General features: G+C 73.2%; 16 protein-coding genes. 5 read left to right on the forward strand and 11 right to left on the reverse strand.

Annotated elements, in window-relative coordinates:
- Positions 1-3 precede the first annotated feature (3 nt).
- Positions 4-768, reverse strand: coding sequence for an ABC transporter ATP-binding protein (locus HHX33_RS07480; protein WP_182873973.1), 765 nt, complete (start codon positions 766-768; stop codon positions 4-6).
- A 269-nt stretch (positions 769-1,037) separates the two neighbouring features.
- On the opposite strand from HHX33_RS07480, the gene HHX33_RS07485 reads away from it, so the two are divergent.
- From HHX33_RS07485 to HHX33_RS07505, 5 genes are all read left to right on the forward strand, one after another.
- Positions 1,038-2,627, forward strand: coding sequence for an acyl-CoA carboxylase subunit beta (locus tag HHX33_RS07485; RefSeq protein ID WP_111698458.1), 1,590 nt, complete (start codon positions 1,038-1,040; stop codon positions 2,625-2,627).
- Positions 2,624-2,848, forward strand: coding sequence for an acyl-CoA carboxylase epsilon subunit (locus HHX33_RS07490; protein ID WP_182873974.1), 225 nt, complete (start codon positions 2,624-2,626; stop codon positions 2,846-2,848). Before HHX33_RS07485 ends, HHX33_RS07490 begins: the two co-directional genes overlap by 4 nt.
- A 173-nt stretch (positions 2,849-3,021) precedes the next feature.
- The gene (locus HHX33_RS07495) at positions 3,022-3,957 is read left to right on the forward strand and encodes an NYN domain-containing protein (RefSeq protein WP_111698282.1); all 936 of its coding nucleotides are present in this window, start codon (positions 3,022-3,024) and stop codon (positions 3,955-3,957) included.
- A 161-nt stretch (positions 3,958-4,118) separates the two neighbouring features.
- Entirely contained in the window at positions 4,119-5,783 is a 1,665-nt protein-coding gene (locus HHX33_RS07500; RefSeq protein WP_182873975.1) for a DNA-3-methyladenine glycosylase 2 family protein, read from the forward strand.
- Positions 5,780-6,277 (forward strand): methylated-DNA--[protein]-cysteine S-methyltransferase, encoded by a 498-nt coding sequence (locus HHX33_RS07505; RefSeq protein ID WP_138460610.1) that lies wholly within the window; start codon positions 5,780-5,782, stop codon positions 6,275-6,277. The genes HHX33_RS07500 and HHX33_RS07505 overlap by 4 nt, the downstream gene beginning before the upstream one ends.
- 44 nt (positions 6,278-6,321) lie before the next feature.
- Here HHX33_RS07505 and HHX33_RS07510 read toward each other — a convergent pair whose 3' ends face one another.
- The 10 genes from HHX33_RS07510 to HHX33_RS07555 all read right to left on the reverse strand — a co-directional run bounded on the left by HHX33_RS07510 (position 6,322) and on the right by HHX33_RS07555 (position 17,605).
- The gene (locus HHX33_RS07510) at positions 6,322-7,323 is read right to left on the reverse strand and encodes a hypothetical protein (RefSeq protein ID WP_396784355.1); all 1,002 of its coding nucleotides are present in this window, start codon (positions 7,321-7,323) and stop codon (positions 6,322-6,324) included.
- Positions 7,311-8,000, reverse strand: coding sequence for a hypothetical protein (locus HHX33_RS07515; protein WP_182873977.1), 690 nt, complete (start codon positions 7,998-8,000; stop codon positions 7,311-7,313). Before HHX33_RS07515 ends, HHX33_RS07510 begins: the two co-directional genes overlap by 13 nt.
- A gap of 111 nt (positions 8,001-8,111) precedes the next feature.
- Positions 8,112-12,020 carry a bacterial transcriptional activator domain-containing protein gene (locus HHX33_RS07520; protein ID WP_182873978.1) on the reverse strand — a complete coding sequence of 1,303 codons (3,909 nt, stop codon included), beginning with the start codon at positions 12,018-12,020 and terminating at the stop codon, positions 8,112-8,114.
- Positions 12,017-12,418 carry a pilus assembly protein TadG-related protein gene (locus tag HHX33_RS07525; RefSeq protein ID WP_111698292.1) on the reverse strand — a complete coding sequence of 134 codons (402 nt, stop codon included), beginning with the start codon at positions 12,416-12,418 and terminating at the stop codon, positions 12,017-12,019. The genes HHX33_RS07520 and HHX33_RS07525 overlap by 4 nt, the downstream gene beginning before the upstream one ends.
- Positions 12,419-12,705: 287 nt before the next feature.
- Complete coding sequence (locus tag HHX33_RS07530) at positions 12,706-13,089, reverse strand: TadE/TadG family type IV pilus assembly protein (protein WP_165900496.1); 384 nt, start codon at positions 13,087-13,089, stop codon at positions 12,706-12,708.
- Positions 13,090-13,268: 179 nt separating this feature from the next.
- Entirely contained in the window at positions 13,269-13,700 is a 432-nt protein-coding gene (locus HHX33_RS35690; RefSeq protein WP_310741261.1) for a TadE/TadG family type IV pilus assembly protein, read from the reverse strand.
- A gap of 329 nt (positions 13,701-14,029) precedes the next feature.
- A complete protein-coding gene (locus HHX33_RS07540) occupies positions 14,030-14,275 on the reverse strand; it encodes a hypothetical protein (RefSeq protein ID WP_182873979.1) in 246 nt (81 codons plus the stop codon).
- Positions 14,275-15,321, reverse strand: coding sequence for a type II secretion system protein (locus HHX33_RS35695; protein WP_310741262.1), 1,047 nt, complete (start codon positions 15,319-15,321; stop codon positions 14,275-14,277). The genes HHX33_RS07540 and HHX33_RS35695 overlap by 1 nt, the downstream gene beginning before the upstream one ends.
- Positions 15,318-16,289 (reverse strand): type II secretion system F family protein, encoded by a 972-nt coding sequence (locus HHX33_RS07550; RefSeq protein WP_182873980.1) that lies wholly within the window; start codon positions 16,287-16,289, stop codon positions 15,318-15,320. Before HHX33_RS07550 ends, HHX33_RS35695 begins: the two co-directional genes overlap by 4 nt.
- Positions 16,286-17,605 carry a CpaF family protein gene (locus tag HHX33_RS07555; protein WP_182873981.1) on the reverse strand — a complete coding sequence of 440 codons (1,320 nt, stop codon included), beginning with the start codon at positions 17,603-17,605 and terminating at the stop codon, positions 16,286-16,288. The genes HHX33_RS07550 and HHX33_RS07555 overlap by 4 nt, the downstream gene beginning before the upstream one ends.
- Positions 17,606-17,668 lie beyond the last annotated feature (63 nt).

Here is a 17,668-nt window from a genome sequence, read left to right on the forward strand (position 1 = left end):
CGGTCAAGGGGTCGAGGTGCCCAGCCACGACAGGCCCTCCTCCCCGTTTCCGCGTGCGCCGACGAGGTCGAGGAACGCCTCGTTGAGGGTGCGGCCCCGCCGTACGTCGTCGAGCGGGCCCTGCGCGACGACGAGCCCGCCGTTCATCACCGACACCCAGTCGCACAGCCGCTCGACCAGGTCCATCACGTGGCTGGAGAAGACGACGGTGGAGCCCGAGGCGGTGTATCTGCGCAGCACCTCGGCCAGGGTGTTGGCCGAGACCGGGTCGACGCCCTCGAACGGCTCGTCGAGGAACAGCACGCGCGGGTTGTGCAGCAGCGCCGCGGCGAGGCCGATCTTCTTGCGCATGCCGGTCGAGTAGTCGACCACCAGCTTGTCCTGGGCCTCGACCAGGTCCATGACCCTGAGCAGCTCGTCGGCGCGCCTGCCTGCCTCGTCCAGGGGGATGCCGCGCAACTGGCCGCCGTACAGCAGCAACTCGCGGCCGGACAGCCGTTCGAACAGCCGCAGGCCCTCGGGCAGCACGCCGATCCGCGCCTTGGCGGCGACGGGATCGGCCCACACGTCGTGGCCGTCGATCTCGATCCGCCCGCCGTCGGGGCGCAGCAACCCGGTGATCATGCTCAGCGTCGTCGTCTTGCCCGCGCCGTTCGGGCCGACCAGGCCGGCGAAACCGCCCTTCGGCACCACCAGGTCGACCCCGCCGACCGCCACCTGCCGCCCGAAGCGCTTGTACAGGCCCTGCGTGCGTACGGCGTCACCCATTGCGCCCCCTCCTCCGCCGATGGTCGTGCGGCCTGGTCGTGCAGGCCCGGTTCTGAAGGCCCGGTCGTATGGCCGAACGAACGACACGCGGCCTCCGTTCCTCCTGGGACTCCGCCCAGGACTCTCCCAGGGCTCCTCCCCGGCTCTTTCCGGCCGCGCCCCGGCGCGACCTCGCGGTGCGAGTCTCGTTAACCTGTCGGCCATGGATTCGACGCGGCCCGGACCGGATCGCGGGACCCGCTGAGCATGCGAGGAACGGCGAGGTGACGATGAGCGCGGAACGCGCCCACGAGATCGATATCCACACCACCGCGGGCAAGATCGCCGACCTGGAGCGGCGCCTCGGCGAGGCGGCCCACGCAGGCTCCGCGCGGGCGGTGGAGAAACAGCACGCCAAGGGAAAGATGACGGCCCGCGAGCGGGTCGCGGCCTTTCTCGACGAGGGCTCGTTCGTGGAGTTCGACGAACTGGCCAGGCACCGGGCGACCGCCTTCGGCCTGGACCGCGAACGCCCGTACGGCGACGGGGTCGTGACCGGGTACGGCACGGTGGACGGCCGTCCGGTCGCGGTGTTCGCGCAGGACTTCACCGTGTTCGGCGGCTCGCTGGGCGAGGTCTTCGGCGAGAAGATCGTCAAGGTGATGGACCACGCGCTCAAGACCGGCTGCCCGGTGATCGGGATCAACGACTCGGGCGGCGCGCGCATCCAGGAGGGCGTGGTCTCCCTCGGCCTGTACGCGGAGATCTTCAAGCGCAACGTGCACTCCTCCGGGGTGATCCCGCAGATCTCGTTGATCATGGGCCCGTGCGCCGGTGGCGCGGTCTACTCCCCCGCGCTGACCGACTTCGTGCTGATGGTCCGGGAGAAGTCGCACATGTTCATCACCGGCCCGGACGTGATCAAGACCGTCACCGGCGAGGAGGTGACGTTCGAGGAGCTGGGCGGGGCCCACACGCACAACTCCCGGAGCGGCGTGGCCCACTACGAGGCGTCCGACGAGCAGGACTGCCTCGACTTCGCCAGGGCGCTGCTGTCGTTCCTGCCGTCCAACAACATGGACGACCCGCCGGCCTTCGAGGCGGAGGCGGTCCTGGAGACGACCGAGGACGACCGCGTGCTCGACACGCTGATCCCCGACTCGGCCAACCAGCCGTACGACATGCACACGGTGATCGAGCACGTCCTCGACGACGGGGAGTTCCTGGAGATCCACGCGGGTTTCGCGCCGAACATCCTGGTCGGCTTCGGCCGGGTCGAGGGACGTTCGGTGGGCGTCGTCGCCAACCAGCCGATGAGCTACGCCGGGACGCTCGACATCGCCGCCTCCGAGAAGGCCGCCCGGTTCGTCCGCACCTGCGATGCCTTCAACATCCCGGTGCTGACCTTCGTCGACGTGCCGGGCTTCCTCCCGGGCACCGACCAGGAGTGGAACGGCATCATCCGGCGCGGCGCCAAGCTCCTCTACGCCTACGCCGAGGCGACCGTGCCGCTGGTCACCGTCATCACCCGCAAGGCGTACGGCGGGGCGTACGACGTCATGGGTTCCAAGCACCTCGGCGCGGACGTCAACCTGGCCTGGCCCACCGCCCAGATCGCGGTGATGGGGGCGCAGGGCGCCGTCAACATCCTCTACCGGCGTGAACTGGCCGCCGCCGACGACCCGGACACGGCGCGGGCGAACTTCGTCGCCGAGTACGAGGACGCGCTGGCGAACCCGTACCTGGCCGCCGAGCGCGGCTACGTGGACGCGGTGATCCGGCCCTCGGACACCCGGGTCCAGATCGTCCGCGCGCTGCGGGCACTGCGCAACAAGCGGGCCGCCCTGCCGCCGAAGAAGCATGGGAACATCCCGCTGTGAGCACTCGCGAGCCGTACCTGGAGATCATCCGGGGGGACGCCACCCCCGAGGAGACCGCCGCCCTGCTCGCCGCGCTGCTGGCCCGGGCGTCGGCGCACGCCCCACGGGAGGCCCCGCCCGCCACCAGCGGAAACTGGAGGTACGCGGGGCGCGGCATACGCCCGGCGCTGCGGCACGGCCCGGGGGCGTGGCGCTCCGCCTTCCTCCCCGGCGCCCGGTGACCGGCAGCCGGGATCAGCCGAGGATCAGCCGAGGATCAGCCGGGGATCAGCCGGGGACCACAGCCTGATTACATCGACGGAACCGGGTGTCAACTGGCCCAAGAGTTGGGACTATCTAGAAAGCGGGGGAATATAGTCGCCTGATCATCTAGTGACGAGTCCTGGAGGACACCATGGCCATCCCGGACTTCAGCGCACATGGGATCGCCGCAAAGTATGCCGTTCTGGTGGACGTCGGTTACCTTTACGCCGCTGCCGGTGAAGTTCTCTTAGGCGCCAAGGAGCGTAAGGAGTACCGCGTCGCCGCGGACGAGTTGATCCAGTCGCTGCAGAAGCATGCTGTGGACCGCATCTCGGGTGAACTGCTGCGGGTGTACTGGTACGATGCCGCACGCGACCGGGTGCCCACCGTGGACCAGCGGGTGATCGCCCAGCTGCCCTGGGTCAAGGTGCGGCTCGGCAACCTGAACGCCCGTGGCCAGCAGAAGGGCGTGGACGCGCAGATCCGCAGCGACCTGGAGGCGCTCGCCCGGCATCACGCCGTGAACGACACCGTGCTGATCGCCGGTGACGAGGACATGGTGCCCGCCGTGGAGGCCGCCCAGGCGTACGGCGTTCGCGTCCACCTGTGGGGCGTCGAGCCGCCGTTCGGGACGAACCAGGCCGAACGGCTCGTCTGGGAGTCGGACACTGTCGAGATCCTGAGCGCCGACTTCCTGCGTCCGTTCTTCACCCGCGCTCCCGTGCCGGTGCCCGTCACGCCCGCGCCGTCGCCCGCCCAGGTCTTCGCGGGCCGCGCCAAGCCGATGCCGCCGAAGACGCCGGTCGGCCAGACCTCCAAGCTGGGCCCGGGCCGGCCCCACGTGGAGGAGGTCGGCGAGCACGTCGCGCAGAAATGGATACTGACCCGCGGCCGGGACAACATCCGCGACCTGCTGCCCGGCCCGATCCTGCCCACGGTGATCGACACCGAACTGCTCATCGAGGCCGAGAAGGAACTCGGCCATTCCCTGCGGCCCTATCCCGAGGCGCGCGTGTGGCTGCGCGACGGCTTCTGGGCCCGGGTGTACCGCGAGTTCGACCTCGGGGTCGGCATCTCCAGCAAGTGACACCGACCTCCCGTCCCGCGCGAGAGCATGGCCCGGCGCCGCACCGCCCGGCCTCGCGCGAGCGCGACCACTCCTGAGCGTTCGGCCTCGATGATTCGGTGTGACGTCCACGTCCGATTTCCGCGAGCCCGCATCGGTGGCCTGGGCATAACGTCGTGTGCGTGACCACCACCCGACAGCTCGACTTCGACGCGTGCTACCTGGCCGTGTCCGCCCGGGACTCCCGTTTCGACGGGCGTTTCTACACGGCTGTCACGACCACCGGCATCTACTGCCGCCCGATCTGCCCGGCCCGCACGCCCGGACGGGGAAACGTCCGCTTCTACCGGCACGCCGCCGCGGCCGAGGCCGCCGGATTCCGGCCCTGCCGCCGCTGCCGCCCGGAGCTCAGCCCGGGTGACCCCGGCTGGGACGTACGCGCCGACCTGGTGGGACGCGCGCTGCGGCTGATCGACGACGGCGTCGCCGACGACTCCGGCGTCGCCGGGCTGGCCCGGCGCCTGCACGTGACCGAGCGCCATCTCCATCGCCTGTTCGCCGCCGAACTCGGCGCCGGACCCCTCGCCGTCGCCCGCACCCGGCGGCTGCTGCTCGCCAAGCAACTGCTCACCGAGACCACTCTGCCGATCACTGACGTCGCGTTCGCCGCCGGGTTCGGGAGCGTACGGCAGTTCAACGCGGCCATGAAGGAGTCGTACGGCTTCGCGCCGGGCGAGCTGCGCAAAGGCAACGGGCCGGTCGGCGGCGGGGCCCTCTGCTCCCCCGCGAGCGGCCTGACCCTGCGGCTCGGCCACCGGCAGCCGTACGACGCGCAGTCGGTCCTGCGCTTCCTCGCCGCCCGGGCGATCCCGGGAGTGGAGACGGTCCGCTGGTCCGGCACGGACGTCGCGGCGTACACCCGAGCCGTCCCGGGCGGCTCGATCACCCTGCGGCCCGCCGCGGACCACGTCAGGCTCACGGTGCGGACCACCGAGGCCCACCGCCTGTCGCCGCTGGTGGCGCGGTGCCGCCGGCTGCTCGACCTGGACGCCGACCCGGGGGCGGTGCGGGAGATCCTCGGCCGCACGTCGCTCGCGCCACTGGTCGAGGCCCGGCCGGGCCTGCGGGTGCCGGGGGCGTACGACGGGTTCGAGGCGGCCGTCCGCGCCGTCGTGGGGCAGCAGATCTCGGTGGCCGGGGCGCGCACGCTGCTCGGCCGCATCGCCACCCGCGCCGGAACCCCCGCCGTCACGGACCCGGACTCCGCCGGCTCGGGCGGAAAAGCCCCCGGCCCGGAGCAGAACCCTTCCCCCGCCACCCGGAACACCACCGCCGCGGACCGGAACCGCGCCGACGAGGAGCAGGACCTTTCCACCGCTCACCGGAAGTCCTCCCTCACGGATCGGGAGCCCACCCCGGAGGCGGTGAACGAGATCCCGCTGCTGTTTCCCACCGCCGACCGGCTGGCGGACGCCGATCTGGACGGCCTCGGGCTCACCACCCGCAGGACCGCCACGATCAGGGCGCTGGCCGAGGGGGTCGCCTCCGGCGAGATCGACCTCGACGGCGCCGGGGACCCGGCCGACACCACGGCCCGGCTGCTGGCGATCCCCGGCATCGGCCCGTGGACGGCGAGCTACATCGCGCTGCGCGCGCTGCGCGACCCGGACGCCTGGCCCGAGGGCGACCTCGTGTTGCGCAGGACCATGGACCGGCTCGGCATCACGACCGGCGAGACCGAGGGGTGGCGGCCCTGGCGCGCGTACGCGGCGGTCCACCTGTGGAGCCACGCCGCACAGCCTCAGCCCACGATTCGTACTCACCAGATGGACGTGACGAACCGATGATCCTCACGCAGATCGTGCCCACCCCGGTGGGCCCTCTCGCCCTGCTGGCCCACGACGGCGCACTCGTCGCCGCGGGCTTCACCGCCGATCCCCGCGAGATGTACGCGCGGCTCTCGCCGTCGCTACGGGCCCTCCCCCTGCGGGAGGACGACCTGGGCGACGCGGCGCTGGCCGTCCGCGAATACCTCGACGGGAAGATCGACGCCCTCGACCGGGTCCCGGCCCGGCAGCCGGGCACGCCCACCAGACAGCGCCTGTACGAGGCGCTGCGCGCCGTGCCCGCCGGCACCACCGTGTCGTACGCCGTGCTGGCCGAGCGGGCGGGACTGCCGAGGACCGCCGCGCGGGCCGCCGGGTCGGCCTGCGCGCAGAACCTCGTCGCCCCGTTCGTGCCGTGCCACCGTGTGCTGCCCTCGACCGGCGGCTACGGCGGGTACTACTACGGCACGCCGGTCAAGGAATGGCTGCTCGCCCACGAGTCCGGCGTGGCCTGACGAGCGAGTGGCCTGACGAGCCGCCCGGTGAGCCGGGCGGCCGGTCACTTCTGGACGACGCTCTGGACCTCCCCCACGGGCACGTCGCGCTGGGCGTTCACCTGGACCGGCGCGTAGTTGAGCGGCGCGTAGATGAACGGGTCGACCGCACCGCCGCCGAGGTTCTGGCCGTTGCCGACGACGTTCCAGGTGGTCGTCACGGTGAGGGTGTAGACCTTGCGCGGCTGGTCGATCGACGCGCGCTTGTAGCGGACTCCGCAGGTGAAATCGCCACCCTTGACGTACGGATGGCCGGTCTGGCCGCAGCCGGTGGTGACGACCTCAGCCCGGTCGGGCGACGTCCCCGGCTTGATCGTCATGCCGTTCTTGTCCGGCGTGGCCGTGACGGTGGCGGACATGACCCCGGGCAGCGTGGCGGTGACGGATCTGGGGGCCTGGTTGGCCTGGTCCAGCCAGACCCATGTCTCCAGGTTCACGTAGCTCTTGGCGTCCGGGCTCAGCTTGATGGTCGGCTGGGGGACGGTCAGCGCGGCCCGGGCGAGCTGCGCGAGCTGCTCGAACGTGATGCCTCCTGCGGGTGTGTCCCCCTCCGGCACCCACACGAGCGGATCACGCCCGGACGCGCACGCCTCCCCCTTGGGGTCGCCCGCGTTGTAGCCGACTCCCCACCACGAGCCCTTCTCGTCGAGTTTGCTCGAGAACTCGCCGAGGTCCGGCCGGTAGTCGCCGCCCGTCTCCACCGACTCCTTCTTCTCCCGCACCTTGAGGTCACGCGCCTCCTGCGCCGACATGCTCGGCTCGTACCAGCACGGATTGGGCATCTTGTAGCCGTCGCTCTTGCCCCTGAGCCCGCTGCCGGACAGCGTGATCTTCGAGTTGGTGAGCTTGACGCCGGCCTTCCTGCCGTGCTGGAAGGCCTCGCCGTGCGGCCCGGCGCCCGGGTCCGCCGAGGCGGGCGGCGTGGCAAGCGGCGTGAGCACCGCGAGCATGCCGCCCGCCAGCAGGGACGTCACCGCGATTGTCGGTCTTGTAGTCAACGGAGGCACTCCTTAGCGCGCTCGTCCGGATAGTCCGCGTGGTGATACATGGCGATTCGCCAGGCGCCGTCGTCCCCGCGGCGCAACCCGGCGGTCTGCAGGAAGACCGCACGCGGGCGTTTCAGCCAGGCGGGCTGACCTGCCAGCGGGGTGCCCTCCTGGTCGGTCAGCCGTACGCCGGTCAGATCGACGCAGGCGTCCGCCTCGGCTCCTCGCCCCATGATCGCGGGCACGGTCAGGGAGTAGACCTTGGCGACGCCCCGGGCCGACTGCCTGTCCTTGAGGAATCCGTGAACCCATCTGTCGGCGTCACGGAAGGCCGACGACCCCGGGTCGATCCCCTTGGTGTACGACCGGTCCTCGCCGAGGGTGCCGACGGCCCGCCACTGGGCGGTGAAGTCGTCGGCGAACGCCTTGACCACGGCCGACCGCACCGGGTCGAGCCCCTGCGGCCAATCGATCTCGATCCGCAGGCCGGGCGCCGCCGTGATCACGCCGTCACCCGTCCCGTCACCCGTCTCGTCGCCTGTCACACCGGTCGCCGCACCGGCCGCGGCGGGCGCGGCCGCGCCGCCACCGGGGGTGAAGCCGTGGTCCGCGTCCGGCGCCGCGCAGGCCGACGTGAGCAGCGCGCAGGCCGACACGAGCAGTGTGGCCGCCGCCGTGGCGAGTCCCGGACGCGTCAAGGGGGTCCTCCGCAGTACGCGATCCCCCGCCGGTCCCACCCTAGAAAGGGTCGCCGGTGATGATCCAGCGTCATGCTCGAATCGGCATGGGTCGGGCATCAGGCGCTCCGCTCAGGCGAGACGTTGGGTTCGGAGATCAGGTGAGAGGGTGCGGCGCCAGTCGGGCAGCAACTCGTCGATGAGCGCCTCGGTCTCCGGGGCCATCCCACCGCCGTAGGGGTGGGAGGCCGCGCGGCGCACCAGGCCGTCGACGACCGCCCGCAGCCGGACCGGCTCCCCGGTCGCGTGCGAGGCGCGGAGCAGGTCACGCCACAACCCCTCGTCGTCGGCCGCGAGCAGCAAGCCGGCGCGGGCCGCCGCGACCGCGCCGTACGGGTCGTCGCGCCGCAGCCTGATCTCGCACAGTTGGTGCGCCGCGTCCGCCACCCAGGCCGTCACGTCGTACTCCAGCGGGTCGGCCGCCAGCCAGGCGTACCGGTCCGGCGGCCTGCCGCTCAGCAGCGGCCCGCGCACCAGCCGCAACGCCCGGTTCAGCAGGTCCTCTTCGACCTCGCCCGAGGAGGATGTCCCGGCCCACTCGCTCGCCTGCCGTACGAGGTCCTGGAACAACCGCCAGTCCGTACGGATCTCCGGCCCGAGCCGCAACCGCCCGGACCGGTCGGCGAAGAGGTGGGGACGCCCCTCGGAGTCGCGGCCGAGCCATTCGGCGACCCGGGCGATGGTGGCGTCGCGGACCGCGGTCTGCACGCCGCGCGGCCACAGCACCCCGGCCAGGACGACCGGATGCACGCCGTCGGGATGCGTGGCGAGGTAGACGACGAGTTCGTGGGCGAGGGCGGCCCGGCCCTCTTCGAGCGGATTCACCGGGCTGATCTCGATCGGGCCGAGGACGCGCACCTCGATGGCCGGCGGCTCCTCGCTGAGCCGCTCCGTCACGGGGGTGAGCGGCTCGCTCTCCTGCCGCAACGCCGTCCGGAACAGGCCGACCACCGCGTCGTAGTGCCTGCGCGGCAGCAGGTGTGCCTCGATGTCCAGGCCCAGGGCGTCGACGCGGGTCCGCCCGCCGTCGGTGATGTCCCACTTCCAGGTGGCGTGCGGCACCGCGCCCGCGATCACGAAGCCGGTCGCCGTACGGGTGCCCTTGCCGAGCAGCGCCAGCCGGCGCGCCTCGTCCTCGTCGGGCCGGATGGCCGACAGCAGGTAGTGCGGGGTGTAGGCGGGATCGGCCACCCGGCTGTGCACACGGCCGGTGAGCACGTCGCCGTCGTGCCGGCCGCGCTCCTCGAACTCGGGCAGCACCTCGGCCAGGCTGCCCGCCGTCCTGATCCGCTCGGGCGCGAGCAGGGCGAGCTCCTCGCCGAAACCGACGAGCGTGAGGCGCATGTCGTCGGACCAGCGGTTGGTGGCGAGTTCCACGGCGAGCGCGGACAGGGCGGCGACGGTGTGCGCGCCGGTGATCGCGATGATGCCGTGGGCGGCCTCCAGGTCGACCAGGACCCGGCCGCCCTGACCGGTGCCGAGCGAGACCAGTCCGGGGTAGGGCGCGGGCACCCCGGCGAGCACGTGCTCGTCGATGCGGCGCCCCTCGTGGGCCGGGAGCCGCCAGACCTGCCCGCCGTCGCAGGCCTCCCACGGCTCGGGCGCGTCCTGCTCGGCCGGGTGGATCCACAGGTCGAGGCCCCGGCTGGACAGGTGGACGGCGTAGATGGTGGGCGGCCGCCTGCCGGAGTCGGCCAGCAGGCGGCCGAGCAGCCGCAGGCCGATGTCGAGCATCCGGCTGCCGGGGGCGTCGGCGCCGAGGCGGATGGCGACCTCGGCCTCGGCGGCGTCTCCGCGTGGCCGTGCGATCCGCCGCCCGAACGCCCTGCGCCACAGTTGCTCCCGCCGCCTGCGGCCGAGCAGGGCCAGCAGCCCGGCCGCCGCCAGTGACGACGCCGCGAGGTAGTCGGCGAGCACCGGCCCGCCCCGCTGCCCGTCCTCACCCCGCCCGTCCTCACCGGGCCCGTCCTTCTCGGGCCCGCTTCCGTCGTGGTCGCCGGCCGCCGCGGCGGGTGCGCCGTGGGCGTCGGCCGTGGCACCGGGCGAGGGGGCGGACGACGAGGCGGACGGGGACGCGGTTGCGTGGTGACCGGGCGCCGTGGCCTCGGCGACGGGCCGGACATGCGTCCGAGGCTGCCCCTCCTCCCGCGCGGACCCCGCGTCGGGCTGGTCGGCCGCTCGCCCGGACGCCTGCTCGCTCGGGTGCTCGGTGGGTCGTGCCTCTCCCACGGCGGCCGGCTGGGCGGTGGTGGTCGTGATCGGCCGTGGCGTCCGTGACCCCTCGCCCGTCGCGTGCGCGTCCGGCGTGGTGGCCTTGCCGGTGGCATGCGCGTCCGGCGTCGTGGCCTTGCCGGTGGCATGCGCGTCCGGCGTCGTGGCCTTGCCGCTGTGTCCCGGCGAGTGCGCGCCGGTGGGATCCTGCGGCATCGCGGGCGGTGGCAGCACGACCCCCGGCTTGCCCGGCTGAGGGGTCACCCTGCCGGGCTCGTGCCGTGCGTCGCCCTGATGCTGAGCGGTGCCCTCCGGCCTCGGGGTGGCGGGCCCGGCCGTCGGTGGAGTGTGCCGCACGTTCCCGCCCGGCCCGGCCGGGGTGTCTCCCGAGCCCTGGTCGGGCAGCGTCGTGTCCCTTTCGCCACCGGCCGAGCCGCCGTGGGAACCGGTTCCGCCGGCCGAGGCGCGCGGGTCGGGCGTGGCGTGCGAGCGCTCCTGGGCGCCGCCGGCCGTGTGGTGGGGAGTGGGGCGGGGATGCGCGCGGACGTCGCCCTTGGTGTCCGCCTCCCCGGCGCCGCCGCCGTAACGGGTGGTGCCGTCGAGTTCGGCGGGGGCGTTCCGGTGCTCCCCGAGGATCTCCGGCCGGTCCTCGTCGACGGGCACGACGTGGACGTTCCTCGCGTCGTCCGGCATGTCGAGCACCCAACCGGGGCGGATGAGGTCGGCCATGTGGAGGCGACTGCCGTCGGGCTGCTCCTTGTGCTGGTTCAGCCGGTAGATCTCCGGATAGCGGCGCCCGTCACCCAGGCACTTGTCCGCGATCTCCCAGAGGCTCTCGTGGTGACGCCCGTGCGGGGGCTGCACCACGTAGACCTTCTTGACCTCCCTGGCGTGCAGGGCCGGCCGGTCCGCTTCGGTCTGGGGCACCGGCGCGGACAACACGGCGGCGACCGTCTGCGGCTTGATCACGACGGGCGCGCCCGCGCGGGCGATGGGCACCACCGCGGCGGTCGCCGTGAACAGCAGCAGGACGGCGCCGACGAGGCGGTTCGCGAGCGCCTGGGTGCCGCCCGACAGCGGCACCCGGGCCGGCATGCCGACCCGGCGCAGCCCCGCGTACACCTCGACGACCACGCACAGGAACAACTGCAACCAGGCCAGCCACACCAGGAGGACCAGGATCGCGATGACCGTTTCCGGGCCGACGTGGTCGGTGAACAGGTCGAGGTTCAGCAGGTCGCCGCTGATCGGCGGCCCGGCCAGCCTGAGCAGCGCGTACGGCACGCCGCCCACCAGGCCCACGAGCGCGATGAACGCCCCGATGCCGGCGAACACGTCCTTCGCCCCACGCCTGGGCCGCGACCGCGCCGTCCGGTCGTCGCGCCAGTGCTCAGGCGCCCGCTGCGGTGCCAGCACGGACGGCATGCCCTCGGGACGCGGTCGCGGTCCCCGGCCCGGGTCCTGACGGACGGTTTGGTAGTAGTCCTGGCCGGGAGCGTAGCCGGACGACTGGCCGGGAACGTGGCCGGACGACTGACCGGGAACGTGGCCGGACGACTGGCCGGGAGCCTGGCCAGACGACGGGCCGGGAGCGTAGCCCGTACGGCCGGGCACGCCGCGCGACGGCGCGGCGGCGCGGTCCGGCCACTGCGTCTGCCCCTGCACCTGCGCCTGGGTCTGCCCCTGCGTCTGCGCCTGTGTCTGCCCTGGCTTCTGTCCGGGGGCTTCGCGGGCGGAGTGCCGGCCCTGCGGTGTGGACCTGTCCGTCATTCCTCCCCCGGATCCGGTGCGGCCGTGGCCTCGGCCTCCATGTCGGAGCCGGCGAAGCCGAGCGCGGACAGGAAGAAGGCGTCCCAGTGGACCGCCACCCCCACCGTCACCTCCGCCTGGCCACCACCCACCGTGCAGTCGGTCATGCGTACGCCCTCCGCGTCGCGGTCCGTGGTGATCTCCTCGGCCCGGCCGCACACCGCGCCGTCGTCGGCGAGCAGGCGCACCTGACCGGAGGCCCGCAGGGTCTCCTCGTCGATCTGGTCGGCGGCGGCGCGGGCGGCCTGCTCGGCGATGTCGGCCGCCTTCAGCCGGGCGTTGATGGCCGCCCCGCCGTCGACGAGCAACCCGGCCAGCAGGAACACCGCCCCCGAGAACAGGACCACGAACACCGACATGGAGCCCCGCTCCGCCGCTCTCCGCCGTACGGCCCGGCGTGCCCGGTGCGCACGACGCGCACCTCCACCCGGTGATCCCGGCCGCAGGGCGGCGCCCGGCGCCGGGCCGGAAGCCGGTGCCGAAGCGGAGCACGATGCCGGGGCACGGCCGGATGCCGAGGCGACAGCCGATGCGGGGACGACAGCCGATGCGTGGACGACAGCCAGTGCGGGGGCGACGGCCGGCGCCGGAACAACGCCTGGCGCGAGGGCGGCGGCCGGCGGGGCGGCGGGGCGGGAAAGAGGGATCATTCCTGCACCCTCCGGAACCGCTCCAGCGGCACGACCGAGGTGCCCGACATCCGCTTGGCCGCGCCGAAGCCGAGGACGGCCAGATCGAGCTCGCAGGTCACGGTGGCGCGGACGACCGCGAGATGGTCGTCGGTGCTCATCTCCCACTCGGTGCCCGACATGTCGACCTCCGGGGAGCACTCGCCGGAGAGGGCCGATTCGGCGGCCTCCTTGGCGGCCGACTCGGCCTCCGACCGCGTGCGCTGCACCGAGGCGGCCCGCGCGGCGTCACGCGCCGCCCCGTTGACCTCTCCCTGCGCCTCCACGATCCGGCCCGCCGCGACCAGGAACAGCAGGAACAGCAGGAAGAGCGGGGCGAGCATGACCGTCTCGGCCGTCATCGAGCCCCTCTCTCCTTTCCTGGCGAGACGTGGAGTCCGGACGAGTCCTGGGGCCGGGGTGGAGCGGGAAGCCCGAGCGGAGCGGAGAGACAGAGCAGAGCGGAGAGACAGAGCAGAGCGAGGAGTCAGGGCGGAGCGGGGAGCCGAGGCACGGTTGGCGGCCGGGGCGGAGCGGAGCGTCATTCGCACCCCTCCGAGCCGTCGTCCGGGCGGAAGCACTCGACGGGCCCGCCGAAGCGCGAGGTGATGTGGATGGCCATCTCGGGCAGCAGCGGCACCACCAGTACGGCGTCGCCGGTGACCTCGATGCCCCGCTGGTCGCCCTGCTCCCAGGCCTTCGCCTCGGCGTCGCGCAGCAGTTGCGGGCCGATCGCCTGCACGATCTGCCGGGCCTTGCCCTCCGCGGCGTCCTGCCAGCCGTCGGAGGAGCCCGCCGTCCTGGCGACGCGCGCGCCCTCCCGCGCGGCGGCGTCGGCGACCTGACGGCCGTGGAACCAGAGCGCGACCTGGACGATCAGGAAGACGACCACCAGCACGATCGGCATCAGGATGGCGAGCTCGATCACCGTCGCGCCCCGCTCACCCCGCCGCTCGCCCTGCCGCCGCGGCACGGAGCCGTGGGGTCCTTCGGCACGCGACCATGGAACGGAGCCGCATGGCCCGCCGCCACGCCGCCCGGGTACGGACCCGCACGACCCGCCACCGCACAACCCACCACCGCACAACCCGCCACCGCACAACCCGCCACAGTGCCGCCTGGGTACGGACCCGCACAGCCTGCCACCGCACAACTCGCCACCGCACAGCTCGATGCCACTCCGTCCGGGATCGGAGCCGCACGACACGTCACTCAGCCGTCCGGGACCGGGCCCGCACGGCTCAGTGGCACGCCGGGGACAGGGGCCGCGTGGCACGCGGCCGCGTCCGCCCTGCACCCTGGTCACCCGCCGCCGCCGGCACCACCGCCGCCACCGCCGCCACCGCCACCCCCGCCGAAGCTGTTCTGGATGTCGGCCTGCCGTCCCTCGACCACCGTCTTGATCAGCGTGGCCAGGCCGAGCGCGACCCCGGCGATGATGGCGGTGATGATCACCCATTCGACCGCCGAGGCTCCTCTGGACGGAGCGTTCCTGGCGCGGTCGAGCCGTACGTGGAGCACGGCGACCAGATAGTGAAACCAGAGCATCAGGCCCCCAACATCTTCATGGCTGCCGGAAAGGTGAGGAAGATCACGAAACCCGCGCACAGCAGGAGCTGGGCGACGAGCATCGACTGGGACCGCTCGCCCGCCTTGCCCTCGACCTCCGCGAGCTCGCGGCGGCGCAGGGTGGCGGCCCGTGCGGTGAGTGACGAGCGCACCTTGGCGCCGTCGTCGGCGACCAGCCCGAGGGCGGCCGAGAGGTCCCGCAGCTCGTCGACGTTGATCTCGTCGCCGAGCTGGCCGAGCGCCTGCCACGGGGTGATGCCGACGATCCGGGCGTTCGCCAGTGCCTCGCGGATGCGCTCCATGGCCCAGTTCGCGCCGGGGGCGGGCCCGGCCGCGTTCCCGGCGCCGCTCGCCCCACCGCTCACGGTGCCGGTCGAGGCGCCGGCGACCGCGCCGCTCGATGCGCCGTTGAGCGTCCCGTTGAGCGCGCCGGGCGCGGCGGCGGGGCTGCCGACGGAGACCGCCATCATCAGCGCCTCCGGGACGCCCCGGCCGCCCGCGAGGTTCATCGCCACGAGGTCGAGGAAGGCCCCGACCGCGTGCCGGAAGTCCCGGCGGCGTACGGCGGCGTCCCGCTTGAGCTGCACGTCGGGCAGCAGGAAGAAGATCACGCAGACGATCAGGGCCGACCACAGCGGCACCTGCAGCGAGACCCCCCACTCCATCAGCGCCAGCCAGCCGACGAGCAGCGGAAACGCCAGCAGGCCGGAGACGCCCAGCAGCAGCTTCGTCGCCAGGAAGCCCTCGAACGACCTGCCGAGCAGCGCGAGGTCGGCCTTGACCGAGCGCGCCTCCCAGCCGCGGCTCTCGTAGAACCGGGCGAGCCGGACGCCGAGCGTACGGCGGAACTCGCTGACGTCCTCCTCCGGCGCGATCAGGGGAGCCCGCGGCACGCCCGTGCCGTCGCGGGCCTGGTCGAGCGCGGCGAGCCGGGCGAGCAGGCCGGGCCGGGGCGGGAACAGCGCCCGCAGCAACAGGAAGATCCCGAGCCCGAGCACCACCCCGGCGAGCACGGTATTGATCACGGCGTCCTCCCTTCGGCCGCGAGACCACCGACGGTTCCCCCGGTGGGGACCGGCCGCGTCTGGGAGCGGGTCTGCGGCGGAGAGATCTCGGCCCGGGGGTGCGGGGCGAGGATCCGGGCGGGCTTGTCGAAGCGGGCGAGCCGCCGCATCCACGCGAAGCCCGCGCCGAACAGGCCGGCCACGATGACCAGCACGGCCTGGCCGAGCACGGAGTTGTACTCCTCCACGTAGGACCGGTTGAACACGACGAGGGCGCCGGCGAAGACGAGTGCGGTGCCGACGACGATCTGCACGCTCTTGCGGGTGGACCTGCGCTCGGCCTCCACCCGGCGGCGCATGTCCAGCTCCTCGCGGGCGGAGACCGCCAGGGCCGACAGCACGTCGCGCAGGCCCGGCCCGCGCAGCCGGGAGTTGAGGATCAGCGCCGCCACGACGAGGTCGGCCGAGGTGTCGTCCAGCTCGTCGGCGAAGATCCGCAGCGCGTCGGAGAGCGGCATCCTCATGTGCAGGCGGTCGACCATCGACCGCAGATGGGGTTGCAGCGTCGGCGACGCGGCCCGGATCGACGAGGGGATGGCCTGCTCCAGGCCGGCCGCGCCGGCGATCGTGTCCCGCAGCGACTCGGTCCAGGCCGCCAGGCCCTCAAGCCGTCGCATCGCGGCCCGCTCCTCCGCCGCGCCGCCGGTGAGTCCGCGCCAGGCGATGACCAGCAGTACGGCGCCTGCCGCGATGACCGGCCACCCCGTCACCACCAGGACCAGCACCCCCGTGATCAGGGCGACCGCCAGCCTGGTGGACAGCGTGCGCAGCAGCGCCGTCCGCTTCGCCCTGCCGTCGGGGGCGGCGGGCCGGGGACGCACGCCGTACAGGGCCAGGGCGAGCAGGAAGATCCCGCCGCCGGCCATGGCGCCGGGCAGCAGCACCAGCGGGTCGAGCAGGTCCGGGGGCACGGGCAGCAGGCCGCTCATCGCCACGCTCCCATCGCCGGGTCGTAGCCGTGGGCGGCCAGTTCGTCCGCGCAGGAGATCGGGGCGTGCGGCACCAGGTAGCCGCCCGCCATCGCGAACACCTCCGAGGACAGCACCCGCCCGTCGCAGCCGGTGACCTCGCGCACGCTGGACACGTAGCGGCGCAGCGTGCCGCCCCGGTGGTAGTCGTTGCGCTTCTCGATGAACACCACGAAGTCGATGGCCCCGGCGATGAGCATGTGGGTGGCCTCGATGGGCAGCCGCTCCACGGCCTGCAGCGCGTAGGTCGCGATGCGGTTGAACACCTCCATGCTGGAGTTGGCGTGGATCGTCGACAGCGACCCGTCGTTGCCCTGGGTCATCGCGTTCAGCATCGTGACGATCTCGTCGCCGAGCACCTCTCCCACGATCACCCGGGAGGGGTTCATGCGCAGCGAGCGGCGCACCAGCTCGGCCATCGTGATCTCCCCCTGCCCCTCGGAGTTGGGCAGGCGGTGCTCGAAGGCCACCACGTTAGGGTGCAGCTCGGGGAACTGGTCCAGCCCCAGCTCAAGGGCGCGTTCCACCGTGATGAGCCGCTCGGTCGGCGGGATCTCGTTGGCCAGCGCCCGCAGCAGCGTCGTCTTGCCGGCGTTCGTCGACCCGGCGAGCATGATGTTCTTGCGCGCCGCGACCGCGGCCGTGAGGAACCTGCCCACCTCGGGGGTGAGCGTGCCGTTCCCGACGAGGTCGGAGAGGAAGACCTTGCCGAGGCGGGACCGGCGGATCGACAGCGCGGGCCGCACGGTGACGTCCATGACCGCCGAGAGCCGCGAGCCGTCCGGCAGGCGCAGGTCGAGCTGCGGGTTCGCGGTGTCGAAGGGCCGCGACGAGAGGCCCGAGTAGGCCGCGAGGATCTGGATCAGCTCGACCAGCTCCTCGTCGGACTCCGCGACGGGATCGTGCATGATCTCCTGGCCGTCGGCGTAGCTGACGAACACCCGGTCGCACCCGTTGATGTCGATGTTCTCGACCTCGGGGTCGTCCAGCAGCGGCTGGAGACGGCCGACGCCGAAGAGCGCGGCATGGATGCCCGCCGCGAGCGCCTCCTCCTCCTCGGCGGTCGGCGGCGTGCGCCCCACGCCGATCTCGCCGCGCGCGAACTCCTCCAGCACCTGGGCGATCAGCGCCCGGGCGAACTGCCGCTCGTCCTCCCCCGACATGGGCGGCAGGCCGCTCGCCTGGTCCAGCCGCCGCTGGTGCGCCAGGCGGTCGCCGACCTCCTGCCGGAACCGCTTCACCAGGCCGTGGTCCACGGTCCGCCGCTGGGCGTTCATGCCGCCCCCTCGCCCGGCCCGCGGGAGCGTCCGGTCCGCCCGGCGTGCCCGGCGGTCCGCGCG

It is taken from the genome of Microbispora sp. H10670 (assembly GCF_014161385.1).
In the GTDB taxonomy this organism is placed as follows: domain Bacteria; phylum Actinomycetota; class Actinomycetes; order Streptosporangiales; family Streptosporangiaceae; genus Microbispora; species Microbispora triticiradicis.

What these genes read in the sequence shown, in the direction of transcription:
- HHX33_RS07480 (WP_182873973.1), bottom strand. Translation starts at nt 768, where the DNA reads ATGGGTGACGCCGTACGCACGCAGGGCCTGTACAAGCGCTTCGGGCGG.
- HHX33_RS07485 (WP_111698458.1), top strand. Translation starts at nt 1,038, where the DNA reads ATGAGCGCGGAACGCGCCCACGAGATCGATATCCACACCACCGCGGGC.
- HHX33_RS07495 (WP_111698282.1), top strand. Translation starts at nt 3,022, where the DNA reads ATGGCCATCCCGGACTTCAGCGCACATGGGATCGCCGCAAAGTATGCC.
- HHX33_RS07505 (WP_138460610.1), top strand. Translation starts at nt 5,780, where the DNA reads ATGATCCTCACGCAGATCGTGCCCACCCCGGTGGGCCCTCTCGCCCTG.
- HHX33_RS07520 (WP_182873978.1), bottom strand. Translation starts at nt 12,020, where the DNA reads ATGACGGACAGGTCCACACCGCAGGGCCGGCACTCCGCCCGCGAAGCC.
- HHX33_RS07525 (WP_111698292.1), bottom strand. Translation starts at nt 12,418, where the DNA reads ATGTCGGTGTTCGTGGTCCTGTTCTCGGGGGCGGTGTTCCTGCTGGCC.
- HHX33_RS07530 (WP_165900496.1), bottom strand. Translation starts at nt 13,089, where the DNA reads ATGACGGCCGAGACGGTCATGCTCGCCCCGCTCTTCCTGCTGTTCCTG.
- HHX33_RS07540 (WP_182873979.1), bottom strand. Translation starts at nt 14,275, where the DNA reads ATGCTCTGGTTTCACTATCTGGTCGCCGTGCTCCACGTACGGCTCGAC.
- HHX33_RS07550 (WP_182873980.1), bottom strand. Translation starts at nt 16,289, where the DNA reads ATGAGCGGCCTGCTGCCCGTGCCCCCGGACCTGCTCGACCCGCTGGTG.
- HHX33_RS07555 (WP_182873981.1), bottom strand. Translation starts at nt 17,605, where the DNA reads ATGAACGCCCAGCGGCGGACCGTGGACCACGGCCTGGTGAAGCGGTTC.